Here is a 19137-nt window from a genome sequence, read left to right on the forward strand (position 1 = left end):
CCTGCTCAACGGCCACTCCCCCCAGGAAAACTGGAACGCGCTGTTCAAGGCCGGTGAGCGGGTACGGCTACGCGTGATTAACGGTTCGGCCATGTCATACTTCGATGTCCGTATACCTGGCCTGAAGATGACCGTGGTGGCCGCCGATGGCCAGCCAGTGCAACCCGTGCCTGTTGATGAGTTCCGTATTGGCGTGGCGGAAACGTACGATGTGCTTGTTTCACCAGAAGATGATCGAGCCTATACCATCTTCGCCGAAGCCATGGATCGGAGTGGCTACGCTCGCGCCACGCTAGCCCCGCGTGAAGGCATGCAGGCGGAGATTCCCAAGCGCCGCCAAATTGCCGACCGCGGCATGGAAGCCATGGGTGCCCACGGTATGGGCGGTATGGATCACTCCAACATGTCGGGGATGGATCACTCCGGTATGTCCAACATGCAAGGCATGGATCACTCTACTATGGGGGGGATGGCAGCCGAGCAGGCCAAAATAGGCGCAAATGGTTTGCTTCTCGCCGGTGAAGCTCAGCCGGGCTCTCGCTATAACCAGGCGGGAATCGGCATTGATCCTGACGAACGACGCGTATTGGTTTACCGGGATCTCAAAGCGTTCACACCATGGCCTGATCGCCGTGAGCCAGGCCGTGAGCTTGAGCTGCACCTGACCGGCAATATGGAGCGTTATATGTGGTCGTTCGACGGTAAGAAGTTTAGCGAAGTGACCGGCCCTATTCATTTTGAGAAAGATGAGCGGCTGCGCCTAATTCTGATTAACGACACCATGATGGAGCATCCTATCCACCTCCACGGCATGTGGATGGAGCTGGAAAACGGCCAGGGTGAATTGATTCCGCGCAAACACACCTTGAACGTGAAGCCCGGCGAGCGCGTGTCTGCGCTGATCACTGCAGACGCCGAGGGCAGTTGGGCGTTCCACTGCCACCTTCTCTATCACATGGATGCTGGCATGTTCCGCGTTGTTCAGGTTTCTTAAGGAGGCAGTATGAAAACCAAGTACTACGTAACCCTCGCCAGCGCCGCCCTCGGCATGGCCGCCGCCACGACTGCTCAAGCCGAAGACGGCTATGACGCCCCGGCCGGCTGGCCGTCACCGGTCGTGGAGCACCCGATGACCACGGTACTGGTCGATCGCTTGGAATATGCTTCGCCCGACAAGGGGGGGGATGCCTTGGTCTGGGATTTCCAGGCCTGGTATGGCGGTGATTTCAATCGCCTATACGTGGAAGGCGAAGGCGAAAACGTCCAGGGCGATGGCGAAGATGCAGAATTCGAGTCCCTCAACCTGCTTTATAGTCGTTTGATTGCCGACTTCTGGGAACTTCAGGGCGGCATCGGTTATCAGGGCGGTATCGCTACGAATGACTATCCCGAACGCTATTTCGGCGTCATCAGCCTATTGGGGCTCGCCCCCTATCGCTTCGAGACCGATCTCGACTTGATGATAAGCGATGAAGGCGATATCTCCGCCAGCCTGGAAAGCGAGTACGATCTGCGCCTGACTCAGCGGCTCTACCTACAGCCGCGTACCGAAATTGCCGTAGCTGCCAGCGAAGTTAAGGAGTTTGGTGTGGGTGAGGGCCTTAACTCAGTGCGTGTCGGCATGCGCCTGGGCTACGAAGTGACCAGACGCTTTGCGCCTTACGTGGGCGCTTACTGGGTAAAAGAGTATGGCGATACCGCTGACCTTTCTCGTGCTGGCGGGAATAATACCGAAGATACCGGCGTGGTGGCAGGTGTCAGGTTAATATTTTAAATCGTTAAGCACTCTATAACTTGCGCCACCGGAAGGTGGCGTTTTTTTTGCTAAAAAACCACTAAATTCAGCTTCAATTCATACTCTAAGGTTATTATTAAATTGTAAATAACCAACGGAGTAAACCACCATGAAATTTAAAGCAATTATTTTTGGCGCAACGGTAGCAACTATACTATCTACACCTGTCTTGGCTAGCTTAGGTAACACCTCTCAAGGCGCTCCGACGCTTGAAAGAGGCGTATCTTCTACGCTGATTCTTGCACAAGGGCACTCGAAGCGTTTCAATATTAATATTGAACAAGCGACTACCCTCCAAGTGACAAGTGAACATTTTCCGGGCATTACAAGCACTGGCAACCGCATTTCAGCTGTTCTTTATAATGAGGCGGGACAGCAGGTAGCAGAAGCTTCCAGCCCACGGGGGCACTTCGAACTTATTCGTCAGCTGCAACCTGGAAATTATCAGCTTGAGGTGAGTGGTAGCTCATTGGGAGGTAATAACCAAAGTGACAGTAACCGTTATGAACTACATGTCGCCTATTGATATCCTTTAGTCTTGACATGAATTAAGAAGGTCAGCCATGAGCTGACCTTTTTTATGAAAAACTAGTATCTCGGCAAACAAATTCAGCTTTAATTCAGGAATTTTCGCTAACCTTATAGTGCCGCAATCGGCGTAAAAACAAACCAATTCATAAAAAGGTGTCATCATGTGGAATAACAAAAAAAAGGCTTCCCTAGGCGGACTGACGGCTATGGCCCTGGCAATGGGGACGACTTCTGCGCTGGCCCTGGAAAGCCAGGTGGGAGAAACCACCGTGGGGCTGTATGGTTACGCTAGGCTCAATATGGCCTACAGCTTCGATCAAGATGCCGGATCGGCTAACGAAGGTTACTTTGGAGATATCGAAAGGTCGGAAGATAAGGTCGGAGATCAGTTCCAGGCATCTGCCACACAGAGCCGTATCGGCTTTCGGACCAGTACGCCTGTCGAGGGGAGCACGCTTTACACCGTAATCGAAGGGGACTTCTGGTCCTATAATGATGATAATTCGCGCTTCAGATTACGGCATGCCTATGGTTCCTGGAATGGGATCCTTGCCGGACAGACCTGGTCGAATTACAACACCTTCGTCGCCGCCACGCCCACACTGGATTTCCTCGGCACGGCGGGAAGCAATGGCTATGGGTCGCGCCTAGCCCAGTTGCGCTACACCATGGGAGGATTCTCGATAGCTGCGGAGGATCCAAAGGCACAGCTGGCGGAGAACATCGATGGCTCCGTGCCAGAAGATGATTTGCTACCGGATAATGACGATGCCGTATCATCGATGCCCGCGTTGAGCCTGCGCTATGAAGATAGTATGGGTGACTTTTCCTACTCAATCGCCGGCATCGCCCGGCAGCTGAAGTACGATACCGGCAGCGAGAAGGATACGGAAATGGGCTATGGGGCCTTCGCCGCAGGTGCCTACCATGCCGGACCGGTGACCTTGAGAGCGATCGTGAACGCCAGCGAGGGGGCGAACAGTTACCTCTATCTGTCTGGCGATTACTTCAACGGTGCCGATGCCTACGTCGATACCAACGGTAAGCTGCAAACGCTATCTGGCGATAGCGGAGCCCTTGGTCTTTCTTATCAAATATCACCACACTATTCACTGAACGCGTCCCATGGCTATACCGATGTCAAATTGGGCGACCCTACCGTAGGTGGGAATGCAGGTAGAAAGAACAAGAATACATTTCTTAATCTGATGTGGACTCCCAACGAACGCTTGATGTACGGAATTGAGTACGGCTATTTCGAAACGGAGTTGGCCGATGGCCGTGAAGAAGATGCGAGCCGTATGATGGTGGCTGCCCAGTATAGTTTCTAGGGTGAGTTAGTAGCATAGCAGAGAAGCTGTTTTGATCGATTGCTTGGGCGTATGCCCAAGCTTTTTTATGGTTCTTCGTCACTTCATGTGGGGCCTGATCGAACAGGCGACCCACAATACCACTGTCACTAAACTGAATAAGAAAGATCAGTCGCGTCGGGAACACTTCCCGGCGGGTGACCTTCTTATTGTTCTGGTGCTCAGCCTGAGCAAACGAGATCTGTTTCATCGAGAACTCTGGCGGGTAGTGGAAAACTGTATTTTGCCCTGCCGGTGGCACTTAGGCAGCAACGGTCGTATTTATGCAGTGTTTCCTTAAAAGAGGCTCGCAGTAGGCTTGCTTCTACTAGAGTTTATTTCAAAATAATTACCTCAATAATTTGAAAGCCTGAGTTAAAGCAAATGAATTTCTCCATAGAAGTTCACGTCGAGCCGGAGCGCTTGCCCCGGCTGGTTTGAAGCTTAGCTGGCCATTGCGGCACATTCTTCAGCGCAGCGATGACAAGCTTGAGCACACTCTTGACAATGGGTTGCATCATGTTTTGCACACTCATCACCACACTTTTTACAAATGTCGGCACATAGACGGCAGATCTCGTGCGCAAACTCGCTTTCTTGTGCCATGAATGAAGCGGCTAACCGGCAAATTTGAGCACATTGCATGTTAAGGCGAATACATTCCGCCATCATTTTTACGTCGTCTTCTTTTAGGCACTCAGTTGCACACTTGTCACAATACGCTGCACATACGTGACAAGCTTCAATGCAATTCTCATATTTTCCAAAATTCATCTCGATTCTCCATTTATTAAATCAGATTTTATTCACCATAGCTCTTGCTTGGCATAATAAAGCTAGAACAACCTAAAAGAAAAATCAAGGAAAGGTAATCAGGTAACTACTCACGAAATATAAAGATAAACCAGGTAGCTGTGCGTTACTTGCCATGATTTTTATTATTCAGCTAGGATTCAGGAAGGCCTACTATAATAAATGTTTTTTTCAAAAAATACTGCAGCATTCGCTGCGCCTGGAAGTTAGCTCGCCACGAAGCCCCTAATTAAAGTAAGTAGGTGAGAAAACTAAATTAATAATGAGAGGAATCAAGTTCTAAGCTTTATAAAAATAATCTCCTTTTAGGAGACTAGCTCAGCCTAATAAGCTTCCTAAGGAGTCAGTATGAAAATTAATCTCTACTTCTCTGACGGCCTGGCTACCCCAGGGTCGCCAGGGAGGGAAAAAGGTCGACCATGATACTGGAAAGCCGCGTCATGGTACCCGAGACGATGGCGATGCCCATCAGGATCACAACCGTGCCCGCCACGGGGCGAGCATAGGCGCTCCACCTTCCTAGGCTTTGCCGATGCAGAGCGAATCGGTTAATCAGTAAAGTGCTGGCAAGAAAAGGTAGCGCCAGTCCTGCCGAGTAGGCACTGAGATATATCATTCCAGCCTGGGCACTAGCAGCATTGGACGTGGCCATCAAGATGGCGCCCAGGATGGGGCCGATACAGGGCGTCCAGCCGATGGCAAAAGATACCCCGAACACAGTAGCCGAAAGCGGAGAGCCACCCTGGACATTGGGGGTGAACTGAAAGGTACGCTGGAAAAGCGGCAATCGGAACACGCCGGTCATGAAGAGGCCCAGCACGATCACCGCCGAGCCGGCAACCCAGTTGAATTCTTGGCGATACCCTCGCATCAGTTGCCCGATACTACTGGCGCCGAGCCCGAGTAGGATGAACACGATGCTGAAGCCGAAGACGAAGAAGGCACTGAGGGTCAATGCCTCTAACCGCCTGTCGGCTTTACCGGCACTACCGCCTGTGACCACCGACAGGTAGGCCGGTAACAGGGGCAGCGTGCAGGGCGAGAAGAAGGAGACCAATCCGCCGATAAAGGCGCCGACCAAGCCGATGGAAGAGAGAGATTCCAATGTGTTATCGCAACTTAAGTTATGGAGACGGCCAACAAGGGTATTGATACCAATCCCATGGTGCTACCTCCTATCATATCCATTTTAACGCCGTAAGAATTTTAAGGCTTACAGCTGCTTTAAGGTCAACCTTTATTGACAAATTATTTGTCTCCTATCGAATTGCAAATATTACACATCAAGCTTGACCTTAAAGTTGACTTCAAAGTTATGGTGGCTACTCAATGAATGACATGAGGACATTTCCATGGCGCTACAACTGGGCGAGACAGCACCAAACTTCACGATCGAATCCACGCAAGGCACGGTCAACTTTCACCAATGGCTTGACGACAGCTGGGCGGTGCTGTTCTCGCACCCCGCTGATTTTACGCCAGTATGCACCACAGAACTGGGCGCGTTTGCCAAGCGAAAGAACGAATTCACCCAGCGGGGTGCCAAACTGGTTGGGGTTTCGGTGGATCCCCTCAGCTCTCACCACGACTGGGCGGGGGATATTGAACAGACTCAGGGCACGGCCCTGAACTACCCCTTGCTGGCTGACGAAGATCAGGTGGTAGCGAAGCTTTATGGAATGATCCATCCCAAAGCCGACCCCAAACTGACGGTGCGTACGGTCTTCATCATCGATTCTGACAAGAAAATTCGTCTCACTTTGACGTATCCACCCAGCACAGGACGTAATGTCGACGAGATACTGCGGGTTCTCGATTCGCTTCAGCTAACTGACAAGCACAAAGTGGCCACCCCCGTTGACTGGCAAAATGGTGACGATGTCATCATCTCGCCATCGCTATCGAATGATGACGCTAGGCAACACTTTCCCGAAGGCTGGAACACCAAGACGCCCTACCTTAGGGTCGTGCGCCAACCGGAGCAATAGGAGCCCCGACCGGTAGATTCGTTGAGTCAGGCTGCCAGAAGCTTGGATTAATAATGTCGTGAGGTAACGCTATGCAAACACTAAGTATCGGCGAGCTTGCCGAACGAAGCGGGGTCGCTAGCCAGGCGATTCGATTCTACGAAAAAGAGAGACTTATGCCTCCTCCGAGGAGGACCGATGCCAACTATCGGCGTTACCCACTGGAAGCTGTGGATCGGTTGCAGTTTATCGTCCATGCCAAGCAGTGGGGCTTCACGCTGCAAGAGATTCGGGAGCTGCTAATGCTTCAGGATGCTAATGGCGACCGGGCGCAAGCTAAACGCATCGCCGGGGAGAAGCTGCACAAGGTGCGCGAGCAGATCAAGCACCTCACGCGGATTGAAGCCGTATTATCGAAAACATTGAGTGAGTGTGCAGGCGAAGGGCCTATGCAGGAAGGCTGCCCGATTGTTGAAGCTATCGCTGAGCAGACTGAATGATCGGGCATTTTCTCGATAGCGAACATGGGAATCAAGTTTGCCTACCGGGTCGTCGATAAATTAACAGGGAGATCGTCATTATGGCGCAATACGTCGATATCGAGATTCGTGGTATGTCCTGTGCTTCCTGTGTTGGGCGTGTGGAGCGCGCACTCAGCCAGCAGCCAGGCGTGATCAACGCTCAAGTAAACCTCGCCACACAGAAGGCGGCTATCCAGGTCGAAGCAGGTACCGCAACCGCTAACCTACTCAATGCCATTGAAACGGCGGGCTATCAACCGGTGGTAGAAAGCCTCGACATACCCGTCACCGGCATGAGTTGCGGATCTTGTGTCTCTCGGATTGAGCGAACGCTAACGAAGCTGCCCGGCATAGTGGAGGTGAGTGTTAACCTCGCCACCCAGAAAGCCTTCGTTCGTTTCCTGCCGGGAGTCGTTTCGCTACCGCGAATTCAGCATGCCATCCGCGAGGCAGGCTATGAACCACAGGATACCGATACGCCGCCACCGACGGACAGCGAGGACCGGGAGAGAGCTGAGCTTCGCCGCCGAGTCGTGCTCGCGGCAATATTCACGATTCCGGTGGTCATCATCGCCATGGGGAAAATGATTCCCGCCTTTGACACGCTTTTGACGAGTCTAATGCCGCATCGCGGCTGGATGGGCGTCGAGTGGTTATTGGCCACACCGGTGCAGTTTTATGCAGGTGCACGCTTCTATCGTGCCGGCTTCGCCGAACTCCGGCATTTTAATCCGGGCATGAACAGCCTCGTCATGATCGGCTCGAGCGCTGCCTACTTCTATTCAGTCGCCGCCTTGCTGGCGCCCGCGCTCTTCCCCGTCGGAACCGCCGTGAGCTATTTCGAAGCGGCAGCGGTCATTGTGACGCTAATTCTGCTCGGTCGCTATTTTGAACACATTGCCAAAGGTCGCACTTCCGAGGCGATCAAGAAGCTTCTGCAATTACAGGCGAAAACTGCCCGCGTCATCCGTGAGGATGAAACCGTCGAGCTGCCTATCGACGCCGTCGTCACGGGCGATCGTATTTTGGTTCGCCCAGGGGAGCGTGTTCCAGTCGATGGCATCGTTGAGGAGGGCCACTCCTACGTTGATGAGTCGATGATCAGCGGTGAGCCAGTGCCGGTCGTCAAACAGAAGGATTCCGAAGTCGTCGGTGGCACCATCAACAAGAACGGTGCACTTACCTTTCGGGCCACGCGAGTCGGTGCCGACACCGTCTTGTCGCAGATCGTCAAGATGGTGGAAACGGCCCAAGCGGAGAAGCCCCCCATTCAGCAATTAGCCGACAAGGTTGCTGGTGTGTTTGTTCCTGTGGTCATCGTTATTGCCGCGATTACCTTTGCACTCTGGTTCGCTTTCGGACCGGCGCCGTCTTTGTCCTTTGCCTTCGTCACTACCGTTAGCGTGCTGCTAATTGCCTGCCCCTGCGCGATGGGCCTGGCTACCCCAACGGCCATCATGGTCAGTACCGGGAAAGGGGCCGAGATGGGAGTGCTATTTCGCAAAGGGGCGGCGCTTGAGACGCTGGCCAAGATGAATACGGTGGTGCTGGACAAGACCGGCACTTTGACCCAGGGGCGCCCCGAACTGACCGACTTCGAAGCAATTAACGGTCATGAAAACGACGTGCTGCGACTGGTCGCGGCGGTGGAAGCTCAAAGCGAGCACCCCATCGCTGAGGCTATTGTGCAGGGCGCCAAGACCCGTGGGCTGGAATTACCCCCTGTCAGTCGCTTTAGTGCCGAGCCTGGCTACGGCATTGAAGCCGAGGTCGACGGCCACTTGGTACATGTAGGGGCTGATCGTTACATGCGTCGGCTGGAAATCGACCTCGGCCAGGCAGAAACACGCGCCAAGGTGTTGGCCGAGAACGCCAAGAGCCCGCTCTATGCCGCGGTAGACGGTCAGCTTGCTGCAGTCATCGCGGTGGCGGATCCCCTCAAGGAGGGCTCTGCCGACGCTATCGCAGCACTCAAAGCGCAAGGGCTGGAAGTGGCCATGCTCACCGGCGATAACCGTGCCACTGCCGATGCTATCGCCCGACAGGTTGGCATCCAGCAGGTTCTCGCCGAGGTGCTGCCCGACCAGAAAGCGGCAGAGATCCGGCGTCTCCAAGCGGAGGGCAAGCGTGTCGCTTTTGTGGGAGATGGAATCAATGATGCTCCCGCGTTAGCGCAGGCCGACGTGGGCATTGCGATCGGTACTGGTACCGATATCGCCATCGAGTCTGGCGATGTGGTGCTGATGAGTGGCGATTTGCGAGGCATCGTCAATGCCACAGCGCTCTCCAAGCGTACCCACCGGACCATTATCGGCAATTTCGTTTGGGCCTATGGCTACAACGTAGCACTAATCCCCGTGGCGGCGGGCGTGCTCTATCCGTTCATCGGCGTATTGCTCAGCCCCATGCTGGCGGCGGCGGCCATGAGCGTTTCCAGTGTTTTTGTGCTGACTAACTCGTTGCGGCTACGCCGTTTCACATCGGATACCGGCAATGCCACACCACGTCCAAACGATGCTGTTCATCGCGCCTAAACCAAACACCGTCGTGTTAACGAGGAATTCAAAATGATGGGAAGTGAAAGCTGCATGTGGGGTATGGCAGGGATGGGCCTAATAGCGATCTTGTTGATTATTGCACTGGGGCTTGGTGTTGCTGCGCTTATCAAGTACCTGTTTTTTAATAAGAAGCACTAAAACCAGCCAGTAAATGTGATCGACCTAATCCCTTGGAAAAACAGTAATTGATAAAGAGAGCATTCATGAGGCATATCCTACATTCTACTTATTACCTAGCCGCTGCAGGTCTGTTAGGTCTTATTACGTTGCCTGCGTTGGCGCAGGAAGCAGGAACCGATGCCAATGAGAGTCATCAGGCCAGCAGTGCCGCTAATACTGAGTCTCCCTTGCCCAAGACGATTACCGTGTTGGTGGATCAAGGGTTCACATTCCATGGCAGCTTCGAAGCGCCTGACGACCTCCAAGGCTATGCCTTGTCTTATGATAATGAGCCTATGGCGGCTTATATTTCTTCCTCTTCCGACTATGCCGTCATTGGTACGTTAATCGACCCCCAGGGCAATGCCGTCATGGAAAGCCAGCTTCAGGCTCTGGTGCTGGACCCCATGCTGGAAGCTACCTGGAGTGCGTTTGAAAACACTCGTTTTATCTCGGAGGGGAATGATGATGCTTCGCATATTGTGTACACACTAACAGACCCCAACTGCCCCTACTGCAATGCACTCTGGAAAAATTCGCGCCCGCTCATTGAGCAAGGCGTGTTACAGCTTCGTCACGTGCTGGTCGGCGTGCTATCAGAGGACAGTCTTCGCAAAGCTGCTGCAATCCTTGAAGCCGACAATCCGGCCAGTGCTCTCGAAACTCATGAACTGGAATTTCGCAATGGCGGCATAAGGCCGGTGGAGCCGTCGGAGGAGAGTCAAGCGCTTCTTAGAAATCACGCCCAGATCATGCGTGAGGCCGGTGCTACGGGAACGCCGACCAGCTACTACCGTGATGAAGCCGGGAAAGTTCAGCGTATCAATGGCGCAGTGTCGACCGACCAGTTTCGCGAAATATTGGGCGTTGAATGATACACCATAACGGTACAGGGCTGAGATGCGAGTCTCCCCAATCACGACCACTGAGATGCACATGGCAACCAAGCTTAGCGTAAAGCAAACGCTCTTTTTGGGGCTCACTCTATTGATGGGCTTGGCGGCCCTTTATTGGATTCTGATGGAGACCGGCGCCTTGTCGGTCTTGACCGACAAGCAGGCCTTGAGTGAGTGGCTTGATAGGCTGGGCTTCTGGGGGCCGTTGGCCATCATCTTTATGATGATGGCGGCCATTGTCATGAGCCCGATTCCCAGTGGCCCAATTGCGATGGTGGCTGGTGCGCTTTACGGCCCAGTTTGGGGGACGATCTATGTCGTTATCGGTGCCGAAGCCGGTGCTCTGCTCGCTTTCTGCATTGCTCGTTTGCTCGGCTATGAAGTGATGCAACGCTGGCCGCGTACGCGGCCCATCCTCAACTGGCTGGGAAAGGAGCGCTCTCAGACAGGCTTGATGCTCATCGTTTTTGCATCCCGATTGGTGCCCTTCCTTTCGTTTGATGCCGTCAGCTATGCGGCAGGTATCACCCCCCTGTCTTTCTGGCGCTTTTTGATCGCCACACTGGCCGGCGTGATCCCCACGGCGTATCTAATCGTCATGTTCGGCGAAGTGCTGATTACGGCCGACTCCCGTGGCCTCACAATCGCGCTGATTCTCATCAGTGGCATTACATTGCTGCCTCTGCTGGCGAAACGCTTATGGGCTCGACAGCCATGACCGATAGCAACCGAGTGCTCTAAATCAACTTTCGTAAGCATTAACAATGCTCAGCAGGCACTTACCCGCTACTACCTGTGAGACGTACACGTGAAATTTCGGACATTGCTATTTTTACCCCTATTGGGCTTTTTTGGTTTGAGCTTTTTCTTTTATCAGGGCTTATCAATGGATCCTAGCGCCAGAGATTCACCCTTGTTAGCTCAGCCGTTTCCGCCATTCAGCCTGACAACGCTGGAAGACCCCTCAAGGCTCGTTGATGAATCTCTTTTTAAAGGAAAGGTGACATTAGTCAATGTGTGGGGAGAGTGGTGTCCGACTTGCAAACATGAAATGCCGCAGTTATTGGATTTAGCCGCGCGAGGCGTCCGCTTGGTTGGGATCAACTACAAGGATACCCAGGCAAAGGGGCTCGAGTTTCTTGACGAGTTCGGGAACCCTTTTGAAGTCAACATCTTTGATCCAGAGGGTAACCTAGGTTTTGAGCTAGGTGTGTATGGCGCCCCAGAAAGCTATCTGGTCGATACCGAAGGCACTATTCGTTACAAACATACAGGTTACATAACGTCTGAAGATGTTGAGCGAGTCATCCAAGAAGTCGAGAAGTGGAAACGATAAAACGGTTATGAAAACGCATTATTTTTTTATTAATGACTCCATCTGTAACGCTAAGTTAAGGAAGGTATATGTTGCAATACCCTCAAATTGATCCGATCGCCATCGCCATAGGCCCTCTTCAGATCCACTGGTATGGCTTAATGTATGTCATCGGGCTAGTCGCTGCTTGGTGGTTGGGTCGGCATCGAGCCCACCGACTCGGCCTAAGCCACGATGATATGGGCGACCTGATCTTCTACGGCGCCATCGGCATCATCGTTGGCGGCCGTCTTGGCTATGCGCTGTTTTACGGGCTCGAACAACTGCAAGCAAACCCCCTTTGGTTATTAAAAATCTGGGAAGGAGGCATGAGCTTTCATGGCGGCCTTGCCGGTGTATTAGTGGCTGCCTGGCTGTTTGCTCGCAAACATCAACTGGCTTTTATTCAACTGACTGACTTCATTGCTCCGTTAGTCCCGATCGGCCTGGGAGCGGGTCGCCTCGGTAACTTCATCAATCACGAGTTACCGGGAAGAGTTAGTGATGTACCTTGGGCAATGGTGTTTCCATCCATGATGGAGCTGGGCCCAGAGCCACGCCATCCTTCGGCTCTCTACGAGTTTGCCCTTGAAGGTGTCGTGTTGTTTGCCGTGCTGTGGTGGCTATCGCGCCGACCGCGTCAGCGAGGCCTCATCTCTGGGTTGTTCCTGCTTCTGTACGGAGCCTTTCGCTTCATCGTGGAGTTCGTGCGCCTCCCAGACCCTCAGTTGGGATTCATCGCTTTTGGCTGGTTGACCATGGGGCAGCTGTTGACACTACCGATGCTCATAGCGGGTTTTGCTCTGGTCGCTTGGTCCAGACGTCAGCCAGTGGATAAGCCAAAGGCGGCGTTAAACTCATGAAACAAGTCTTCGCTTTTCTAATGGTGGCACTCTTTATAGTCACACCGGTAGCGGCACGTGAAGAGATATTTGGGGTTGGTGACAAAAGCTCCCCTTTTAACCGTTCGACGCAACGTGACTTTCTACCGGCTACAGAAGCCTTCCGAACCACCGCTTGGCGAGACGATGATCGGGTTTATGTCGGTTTCACCGTCGCCGAAGACTATTACCTTCATCGGCATCAGTTTGCGATTGAGAGTCTCTCTCGAAGTATCAATTTCGGAGAGCTGGCTTTGCCACCTGGTGAGCCAATGTCGCACGCATCTTTGGGGGACATTAATGTTTTCTACAATCAGGTGTTGGTGAGTGCGCCCATCGAGGCGAGCGAGACCGTGATCGGACCGTTGGCCGTCGTGGTGACCTTTCAGGGCTGTTCCGATCAAGGACTTTGCTATCCACCCGAACAGGTCGAACTTATCTCACCGTACGGCTCCCCTCCGGCGACCTTCGCCACCAGCCCCTCCCTTGGTACGGCGGATAGCACCAAAGGCGCTCCTTAAATGAATCCCGCCGACCTGAGCCTGCCGCCGCTGGCGGCGGCCTTCGTCTTCGGCTTGCTGGGAGGCGCGCACTGTATCGGCATGTGTGGCGGCATCATGAGTGCCCTGACCTTTGCTGTGCCCCCCAGCATGCGACAACCTAGCCGTTTAGCAGCTCTGTTGCTCGGCTATAATTTAGGCCGTATCAGCAGCTACATGATCGCGGGTGCCTTGGTGGCCCTGCTCGGTTCCGTGCTCAACCATGCATTGGACAGCTTCGCCCTGGTATTGCGTATCCTGGCGGCGGTCATGTTGATACTGATGGCGCTTTATATCGCCAACTGGTGGAAGGGCTTGCTACGTATCGAGGCACTAGGGCGCGTTCTGTGGCGCCGCATCGAACCAATAGGACGTCGCTTGATGCCTGTTGTAAAAGTGCCCCAAGCGTTCGCACTTGGCTCGCTATGGGGCTGGATGCCTTGTGGGCTAATCTATTCGATGCTGGCCTGGAGTCTGGCCGTAGCCGAGCCATTGCGTGCCGCCGCGATGATGGGGGCCTTCGGGCTCGGCACCCTGCCTGCCGTCCTAGCGACCGGTGTGGCAGCGCGCCGCGTCTCAATATGGATACGTAGTCCTGCGACTCGTACGCTAGCAGCGCTGCTAATTATTGCGTTTGCCGTCTGGCAACTCTGGTATTTGGAATCCATGATAGGGATGGTGGATACGCACGGTGCCATGACCCCATCGCACCATTAATGATGACCTCGCTTATCATTAATCTCGACGTCTGATTTTCTAGATCCAAGCGATTCGATGAGCTCCTTCAGGCTGAAACTTTCAGTCATCTTGTCTTGATTCATATTATCTATCCAGCGCGCTATCACCTGGAACTCTTGAGCCCGCAAGTAAAGACGTCCCCTTTGAGTGGCGAGTGGTACTGGTTCAATAAACTCTGCAGTGCCTTGATCCGCCCAAGATAATATTTGCTTGATCTCTGGAAGACTAACACCCAGCGAACGCAGGCAATCGATAAAACGTAGGCGCCCCAAGGACTCTGCATCGTAGAGTTGATAACCGTTGCGCGGGTCGCGGTGCGGTTGCAATAACCCTTCCCTTGTATAGTGGCGTACCGTTTCTGCCGTTACTCCTCCCGTCTGAGCCAGCTCTGAGACTCGCATTGGCTTATCCTCATTCGTTTATTCGTAGCCAGCTTACAACCGTTAGGCTGCCCAAAGGTCAAGTCTTCAGCTGAGCGCTCATGACAAACATTTAGGTTGTATAACGAAATTTAAAATGAGGCCTTGACATTAAAGTCTGCTTTAAGGATATCTTAAAAAAGCACTTCTGCCACAGGATAAAAAACCGTAATCAAGTCCTACCACCAGCGCGTTTGGCAGAGTGACTCACACACAGAGGAGAGTGTCATGCGTAAACGTAATACTGCGATCCTGTTTACTGCCATTGTTGCTGCCAGCAGCTTCGGAGCTAGCTCGCTTCTTGCCCAAGAAGAGAATCAACAGAAGCCGATGGAGGGCAACGCCATGCATAGCAATATGATGCAAGCAGGGGGTATGCACGACATGATGGGCGATATGAAGTCCATGATGGAAAAATGTAACGCCATGATGGAAAACATGCAGCATGAGAACGACGACGCTTAAAGCGGCTCGGATAGGGTTGCTTGTACGCAAGCAACCTTTTCATCATGCGGATAGCGTCGCTTGGACCTTCCTCTCTGATATCTAACCGGACACACAACATATGAAACATTGGAAAGCGCTTGCCGTTACGTCTTTGCTGGCTTTTCCTGTATCGGGATTGGCGGCTGATATATCAGCGACTCTCTACAAAAATCCCAATTGCGGGTGTTGTGCCGAATATGCCAAGTATTTGGAACAAAACGGCTTCGACGTGGAGACGATCGACACCCATGATCTTGTTAAAATGAAAGCCGAGTATAACGTCCCTGAAGAACTGCATGGCTGCCATACCACGGTCGTAGGGGACTATCTCTTCGAAGGGCATGTGCCTGTTGAGAGCGTGACCCAAGTGCTTGATGAAAAGCCCTCTATCATAGGGCTGAGTGTGCCGGGAATGCCGCTTGGCTCACCGGGCATGTCGGGAGAAAAGCGTGGCCCGTTGGAAGTCTATGCCATCGCCTCGCAATCGACTGAGAGCCCCGACATTTACGCGACTCACTAAAGGATAGTGCGGCGATGAAACACCCCATCCTGACAGGACATTTCGTAGCTGTATTTCTGATGACTGCCACATCCCTTGCCATGGCCGCCCCGTCAGAAAGTTCAGGGCCACAGGGGTTTCTTCTCTGGGCTACCCCCAACGACGTGGCACAAATCAGCTTCGAGGATAGCGACGGTACCCCTTTCACGTTGGCTGACTTTGAAGGAAAACTGATTTTACTCAACATCTGGGCAACATGGTGCGGGCCTTGCCGAGAGGAAATGCCCACTTTAGATGCCCTGCAAGATGAGCTTGGCAGCGATGATTTTGAGGTGGTCGCCTTATCGATCGACCGTAAGGGGGGCGAGATTGTTAATGAATTCTATCAAGAGATAGGCATTGAACATCTGGCTCCCTATATAGATAAAACCGGAATGGCTAGCGCAGATCTTGGGGCCGTAGGTATTCCCACGACGCTTCTACTTGACCGCCAAGGCAAAGAAATTGGGCGCCTCGTGGGGGAAGCCGAGTGGAACACTCAAGACATGATCGACTTTCTTGCCGAAATGATTGCAACCAGATAATGAGGTAGCACCATGAGTTGTTGTGACGACAAAACCCAACAGAAAAAACAAAAATCGGGGCTACAAGGCCGGTTGACAGGGCAACGCGGCCTGATGTTGCTGGGTGGCGTGGCAGTGGCTGGCGGCCTTGCTTTTGGCTGGGATAACCTGGTTTTGCTGGGCATCGCGCCTATACTATTGAGCCTATTGCCATGTCTCATTATGTGCGGATTAGGCCTATGCATGATGAAGTGCAAAGACAAAAAAGGTGAAGCGACCGAGCAAAGCGACGCTAACAATGTTCAGGCTCGGGTAGAAGACGCTTCAGAAGTGAATGCTGGCACAGCGTCCACCACTCGCCAAATAGTAGATCAAAACGAGTCAATCAAGCATTCCTCATCAAATTTCCAAGCCTAGCCATGGGTAAAGGGTAATGCTTGAAGTAGCCAATATAGGACTGGTCACTGCCTTTCTGGCAGGCCTGATCTCGTTCATTTCACCCTGTGTTTTGCCACTTGTGCCTGGCTATCTTTCTTTCATGACCGGCCGCTCGCTCGGACAATTACAGAAGGCGGATAGACGAGAGCGACTCCGGGTGTTAACCCAGTCGATATGGTTCGTGCTCGGTTTTTCAACCGTTTTTTTGTTGCTGGGAGCCAGCTCCACCGCCATTGGTCGTCTGCTATTGGTGTATCGCCAAGAAGCAAACCTAGTCGGTGGCCTTATCGTTATACTGTTTGGTGCCTTCATGACCGGGCTCATGCCATGGCGCTGGTTTCATCAAGAATGGCGGTTTATGGGTCGACTGAAGGACGTCGGCGGAAGCCGCAGTGCGGCTTATCTGCTTGGTTTAGCGTTTGCATTTGGCTGGACCCCCTGCATTGGCCCGATTCTGGGTGCCATTCTTACCGTCAGCGCTTCCACGGCCAACGCCTGGAGCGGCATGGCGTTGCTCGGCGTTTATTCTTTGGGTCTGGGCGTGCCCTTCATGCTAAGTGCCCTTTCACTTGATCGCTTCATAAAGCACCAGCAGTTCTTGCGCCGCTGGGGGCGCTTTATACATATAGCGGCTGGGTTGATCATGATCCTGATGGGTAGCTTAATGATCACAGGCAAACTATCCGAGCTGTCATATTGGTTATTGCGTACTTTCCCTGCCCTAAGTGTTATCGGCTAATCGTTATTTAAGGAAATATTGAAATGCACATGATCGTGAGTCGTTTTTTACGTGTCTTCTTACTGACAGGCTTGGCCGCAGTCAGCTTTGGCAGCGCCATTACGGCCTTGGCAACTGAAGAAAGGTTGCTTGCACTGCAATATGACGTAACAGGCAAACGACTGTTTAAAATTGAGGCTAACCAACTATTCCAGCGTGCCGATGAAGGCATGACCTGGAATGCGATTCCCTTGCCCGAAGACGTGAATGAAGGCCAGTTGCGCGCGGTATCGGTCCCCTCCACTGATCCGCAAGCGCTCTATATCGCAGGCCCCTCAATTGGGGTGCAGCGTAGCACCGACAATGGAGAAACCTGGCAAGAGCTTAGCGCTAACCTACCTAGCCGGGAGGTGACTGCGCTAGCTGTACATCGCCGTCAGAACGAAACACTTTATGCGGTAATTGAAGAAGACGGCATCTACCAAAGCGAGGATGCTGGCACCACCTGGAAAAAAATGGACAGTGGTCCTTCACAAAAGATTAACCGACTCGTCCACTCTGACATGGAAGGCAGCATGCAGACCGGCTGGCTCTACGGGGTATCGGACGATGCGGTGCGTCTATCGATGGACTGCTTTTGCGGTTGGAGACCGACCGGAGCACTTGATGCTGGCAGCGTCTATGATGTGGCTTATAGCCTTGGCAACCCAAAGCGAGTCTATGTGGTTACACAGCAAGGACTATGGCGTAGTGAAACGGGTGGTCAAGAGTGGCAACAAGTAGCTGGTGACGGCACAGAGCTCGTTGCACTCACACTCTCCGCCAAAGACACTCTCTATGGTTTAAACCAGAAAGGGGAACTTCTACACAGTGAAGACGAAGGCCAATCCTGGACTTATCCCGATGCGTAAGCACTGTTTTTTCACTGCCTCATGGCTGACGCTAATGGTTGTGGGGCACGCCATGGCTGAGGACCGTCCTTTTTCAAGCGATACTCCTCAGCTGGAAGACGGAAAAAGAGTTTACCGACAATACTGTGCTAGTTGCCACGGTACACAAGGCGAAGGCATGCCCAACTGGGAAGAGCAAAATGCTCTAGGCGAGTTACCTGCTCCACCACATGGGCCAGAGGGCCATACCTGGAAACACTCTGATGCCATGCTCTACCGAATTATTGCCGAGGGTTGGCGCGACTCCTGGAATAAAACCGATAGGCTAACGATGCCAGCGTATCAGGAAGTTTTGGCTCCCAGCGAGATACGAGATGTGGTGAATTATCTCAAGACATTATGGACACAAGAGCAAAGGCGTCACCAAGCAGACGAAAGTATTGAGAACCCCTTTCCAATACAAACTGGAATACCCCCAGAGTAAATAATAGTGTCTATGCCCTATAACAAATTTTCTTAGTCACCTTATGGGTCACCACACTGTTAGCTACCGTCTCAACCGCCCACTTGTGTTATTAAGTAGAAAACAACCTCTTGGTCCTTTTAACTCCGACAAACCTGCTCCCGGCGAATGCTAGCCCTTACTTAGAAAACCAACTTCGCATTGTCAGCGAATAAATATACACTTTAGCGAATCTCAAATGTTTATGTTGAGACATGGAAGTTAACAAATTTCATATAAAATAAACTTATTACCTAACGACTGAGGCGCCTTCAGGCTTAGTAAGATCGACTGGCTCACTTCACAATAAAGTTTTCGTCGCGCCACATATTTGATCTGAAGGCTGTGGAAGGGAGTTAGATTATTATGTTAGGTAAGCAATATAGTGTTAATAAACAACGGGTAAGCGGATTAAATGGTTGATCTTACCTTTGCATGAGAGTGAGACAGACCGGCATCTCATCGGATTATCTGGTTGATGCTTCACCTACTGCTGGTGCATGTTTCCTTCGCTAATTCCA

25 protein-coding genes are annotated in these 19137 nt (G+C 52.5%); 22 read left to right on the forward strand and 3 right to left on the reverse strand.

What is annotated here, in order from left to right; all coding sequences use genetic code 11:
• The 5 genes from HZS80_RS22185 to HZS80_RS22205 form a co-directional block, all read left to right on the forward strand.
• Positions 1-994: multicopper oxidase domain-containing protein (locus tag HZS80_RS22185; protein WP_179917346.1), on the forward strand; the 994-nt coding region annotated here is incomplete at its 5' end.
• A gap of 9 nt (positions 995-1003) precedes the next feature.
• Positions 1004-1774 carry a copper resistance protein B gene (locus HZS80_RS22190; protein WP_179917347.1) on the forward strand — a complete coding sequence of 257 codons (771 nt, stop codon included), beginning with the start codon at positions 1004-1006 and terminating at the stop codon, positions 1772-1774.
• A 130-nt stretch (positions 1775-1904) separates the two neighbouring features.
• Entirely contained in the window at positions 1905-2321 is a 417-nt protein-coding gene (locus HZS80_RS22195; protein WP_045812317.1) for a hypothetical protein, read from the forward strand.
• Between the two features lie 166 nt (positions 2322-2487).
• Complete coding sequence (locus HZS80_RS22200; protein WP_179917348.1) at positions 2488-3657, forward strand: DcaP family trimeric outer membrane transporter; 1170 nt, start codon at positions 2488-2490, stop codon at positions 3655-3657.
• Between the two features lie 67 nt (positions 3658-3724).
• Positions 3725-3976, forward strand: a complete 252-nt coding sequence (locus tag HZS80_RS22205; protein WP_141275942.1) for a hypothetical protein — start codon at positions 3725-3727, stop codon at positions 3974-3976.
• 143 nt (positions 3977-4119) lie between these two features.
• Here the strand turns inward: HZS80_RS22205 and HZS80_RS24205 are convergent, their stop codons facing one another.
• A complete protein-coding gene (locus HZS80_RS24205) occupies positions 4120-4449 on the reverse strand; it encodes a four-helix bundle copper-binding protein (protein WP_179917349.1) in 330 nt (109 codons plus the stop codon).
• Between the two features lie 421 nt (positions 4450-4870).
• Complete coding sequence (locus tag HZS80_RS22215) at positions 4871-5593, reverse strand: cytochrome c biogenesis CcdA family protein (protein WP_022522193.1); 723 nt, start codon at positions 5591-5593, stop codon at positions 4871-4873.
• A 247-nt stretch (positions 5594-5840) separates the two neighbouring features.
• Here HZS80_RS22215 and HZS80_RS22220 point away from each other — a divergent pair, with 247 nt between their 5' ends.
• The 10 genes from HZS80_RS22220 to HZS80_RS22260 all read left to right on the forward strand — a co-directional run bounded on the left by HZS80_RS22220 (position 5841) and on the right by HZS80_RS22260 (position 14080).
• Positions 5841-6476: a peroxiredoxin gene (locus HZS80_RS22220; RefSeq protein WP_008958491.1), complete on the forward strand. Its 636-nt coding sequence runs from the start codon at positions 5841-5843 to the stop codon at positions 6474-6476.
• A 71-nt stretch (positions 6477-6547) separates the two neighbouring features.
• Positions 6548-6955, forward strand: a complete 408-nt coding sequence (locus HZS80_RS22225) for a heavy metal-responsive transcriptional regulator (protein WP_044630734.1) — start codon at positions 6548-6550, stop codon at positions 6953-6955.
• Positions 6956-7035: 80 nt separating this feature from the next.
• The gene (locus tag HZS80_RS22230) at positions 7036-9510 is read left to right on the forward strand and encodes a heavy metal translocating P-type ATPase (RefSeq protein ID WP_179917350.1); all 2475 of its coding nucleotides are present in this window, start codon (positions 7036-7038) and stop codon (positions 9508-9510) included.
• Positions 9511-9543: 33 nt separating this feature from the next.
• Positions 9544-9672 (forward strand): hypothetical protein, encoded by a 129-nt coding sequence (locus tag HZS80_RS23925; RefSeq protein WP_255319124.1) that lies wholly within the window; start codon positions 9544-9546, stop codon positions 9670-9672.
• Positions 9673-9737: 65 nt separating this feature from the next.
• The gene (dsbG, locus tag HZS80_RS22235) at positions 9738-10568 is read left to right on the forward strand and encodes a thiol:disulfide interchange protein DsbG (RefSeq protein WP_052703842.1); all 831 of its coding nucleotides are present in this window, start codon (positions 9738-9740) and stop codon (positions 10566-10568) included.
• A 61-nt stretch (positions 10569-10629) separates the two neighbouring features.
• Positions 10630-11307 carry a TVP38/TMEM64 family protein gene (locus HZS80_RS22240; protein WP_179917351.1) on the forward strand — a complete coding sequence of 226 codons (678 nt, stop codon included), beginning with the start codon at positions 10630-10632 and terminating at the stop codon, positions 11305-11307.
• 90 nt (positions 11308-11397) lie between these two features.
• Positions 11398-11925, forward strand: a complete 528-nt coding sequence (locus tag HZS80_RS22245; RefSeq protein WP_053856991.1) for a DsbE family thiol:disulfide interchange protein — start codon at positions 11398-11400, stop codon at positions 11923-11925.
• Positions 11926-11993: 68 nt separating this feature from the next.
• Entirely contained in the window at positions 11994-12806 is an 813-nt protein-coding gene (lgt, locus tag HZS80_RS22250; protein ID WP_022522187.1) for a prolipoprotein diacylglyceryl transferase, read from the forward strand.
• A complete protein-coding gene (locus HZS80_RS22255) occupies positions 12803-13345 on the forward strand; it encodes a protein-disulfide reductase DsbD domain-containing protein (protein ID WP_022522186.1) in 543 nt (180 codons plus the stop codon). The genes lgt and HZS80_RS22255 overlap by 4 nt, the downstream gene beginning before the upstream one ends.
• A complete protein-coding gene (locus HZS80_RS22260; protein WP_035563003.1) occupies positions 13346-14080 on the forward strand; it encodes a sulfite exporter TauE/SafE family protein in 735 nt (244 codons plus the stop codon).
• Here HZS80_RS22260 and HZS80_RS22265 read toward each other — a convergent pair.
• A complete protein-coding gene (locus HZS80_RS22265) occupies positions 14077-14502 on the reverse strand; it encodes a MerR family transcriptional regulator (RefSeq protein ID WP_035563000.1) in 426 nt (141 codons plus the stop codon). The two genes, HZS80_RS22260 and HZS80_RS22265, sit on opposite strands and share 4 nt — an antisense overlap.
• Before the next feature lie 246 nt (positions 14503-14748).
• On the opposite strand from HZS80_RS22265, the gene HZS80_RS22270 reads away from it, so the two are divergent.
• The 7 genes from HZS80_RS22270 to HZS80_RS22300 all read left to right on the forward strand — a co-directional run bounded on the left by HZS80_RS22270 (position 14749) and on the right by HZS80_RS22300 (position 18598).
• Positions 14749-14985, forward strand: a complete 237-nt coding sequence (locus HZS80_RS22270) for a hypothetical protein (RefSeq protein WP_035562998.1) — start codon at positions 14749-14751, stop codon at positions 14983-14985.
• 100 nt (positions 14986-15085) lie between these two features.
• The gene (locus tag HZS80_RS22275; RefSeq protein WP_035562995.1) at positions 15086-15526 is read left to right on the forward strand and encodes a DUF411 domain-containing protein; all 441 of its coding nucleotides are present in this window, start codon (positions 15086-15088) and stop codon (positions 15524-15526) included.
• 14 nt (positions 15527-15540) lie between these two features.
• Positions 15541-16089, forward strand: coding sequence for a TlpA family protein disulfide reductase (locus HZS80_RS22280; protein WP_045812314.1), 549 nt, complete (start codon positions 15541-15543; stop codon positions 16087-16089).
• Positions 16090-16101: 12 nt separating this feature from the next.
• The gene (locus HZS80_RS22285) at positions 16102-16485 is read left to right on the forward strand and encodes a hypothetical protein (protein ID WP_035562993.1); all 384 of its coding nucleotides are present in this window, start codon (positions 16102-16104) and stop codon (positions 16483-16485) included.
• A 16-nt stretch (positions 16486-16501) separates the two neighbouring features.
• Positions 16502-17245: a cytochrome c biogenesis CcdA family protein gene (locus HZS80_RS22290; RefSeq protein WP_179917352.1), complete on the forward strand. Its 744-nt coding sequence runs from the start codon at positions 16502-16504 to the stop codon at positions 17243-17245.
• A 23-nt stretch (positions 17246-17268) separates the two neighbouring features.
• Positions 17269-18135, forward strand: coding sequence for a WD40/YVTN/BNR-like repeat-containing protein (locus HZS80_RS22295; RefSeq protein WP_044630812.1), 867 nt, complete (start codon positions 17269-17271; stop codon positions 18133-18135).
• Between the two features lie 52 nt (positions 18136-18187).
• Entirely contained in the window at positions 18188-18598 is a 411-nt protein-coding gene (locus tag HZS80_RS22300) for a c-type cytochrome (RefSeq protein WP_228169059.1), read from the forward strand.
• Positions 18599-19137 lie beyond the last annotated feature (539 nt).

It is taken from the genome of Vreelandella glaciei, assembly GCF_013415125.1.
Lineage (GTDB): Bacteria > Pseudomonadota > Gammaproteobacteria > Pseudomonadales > Halomonadaceae > Vreelandella > Vreelandella glaciei.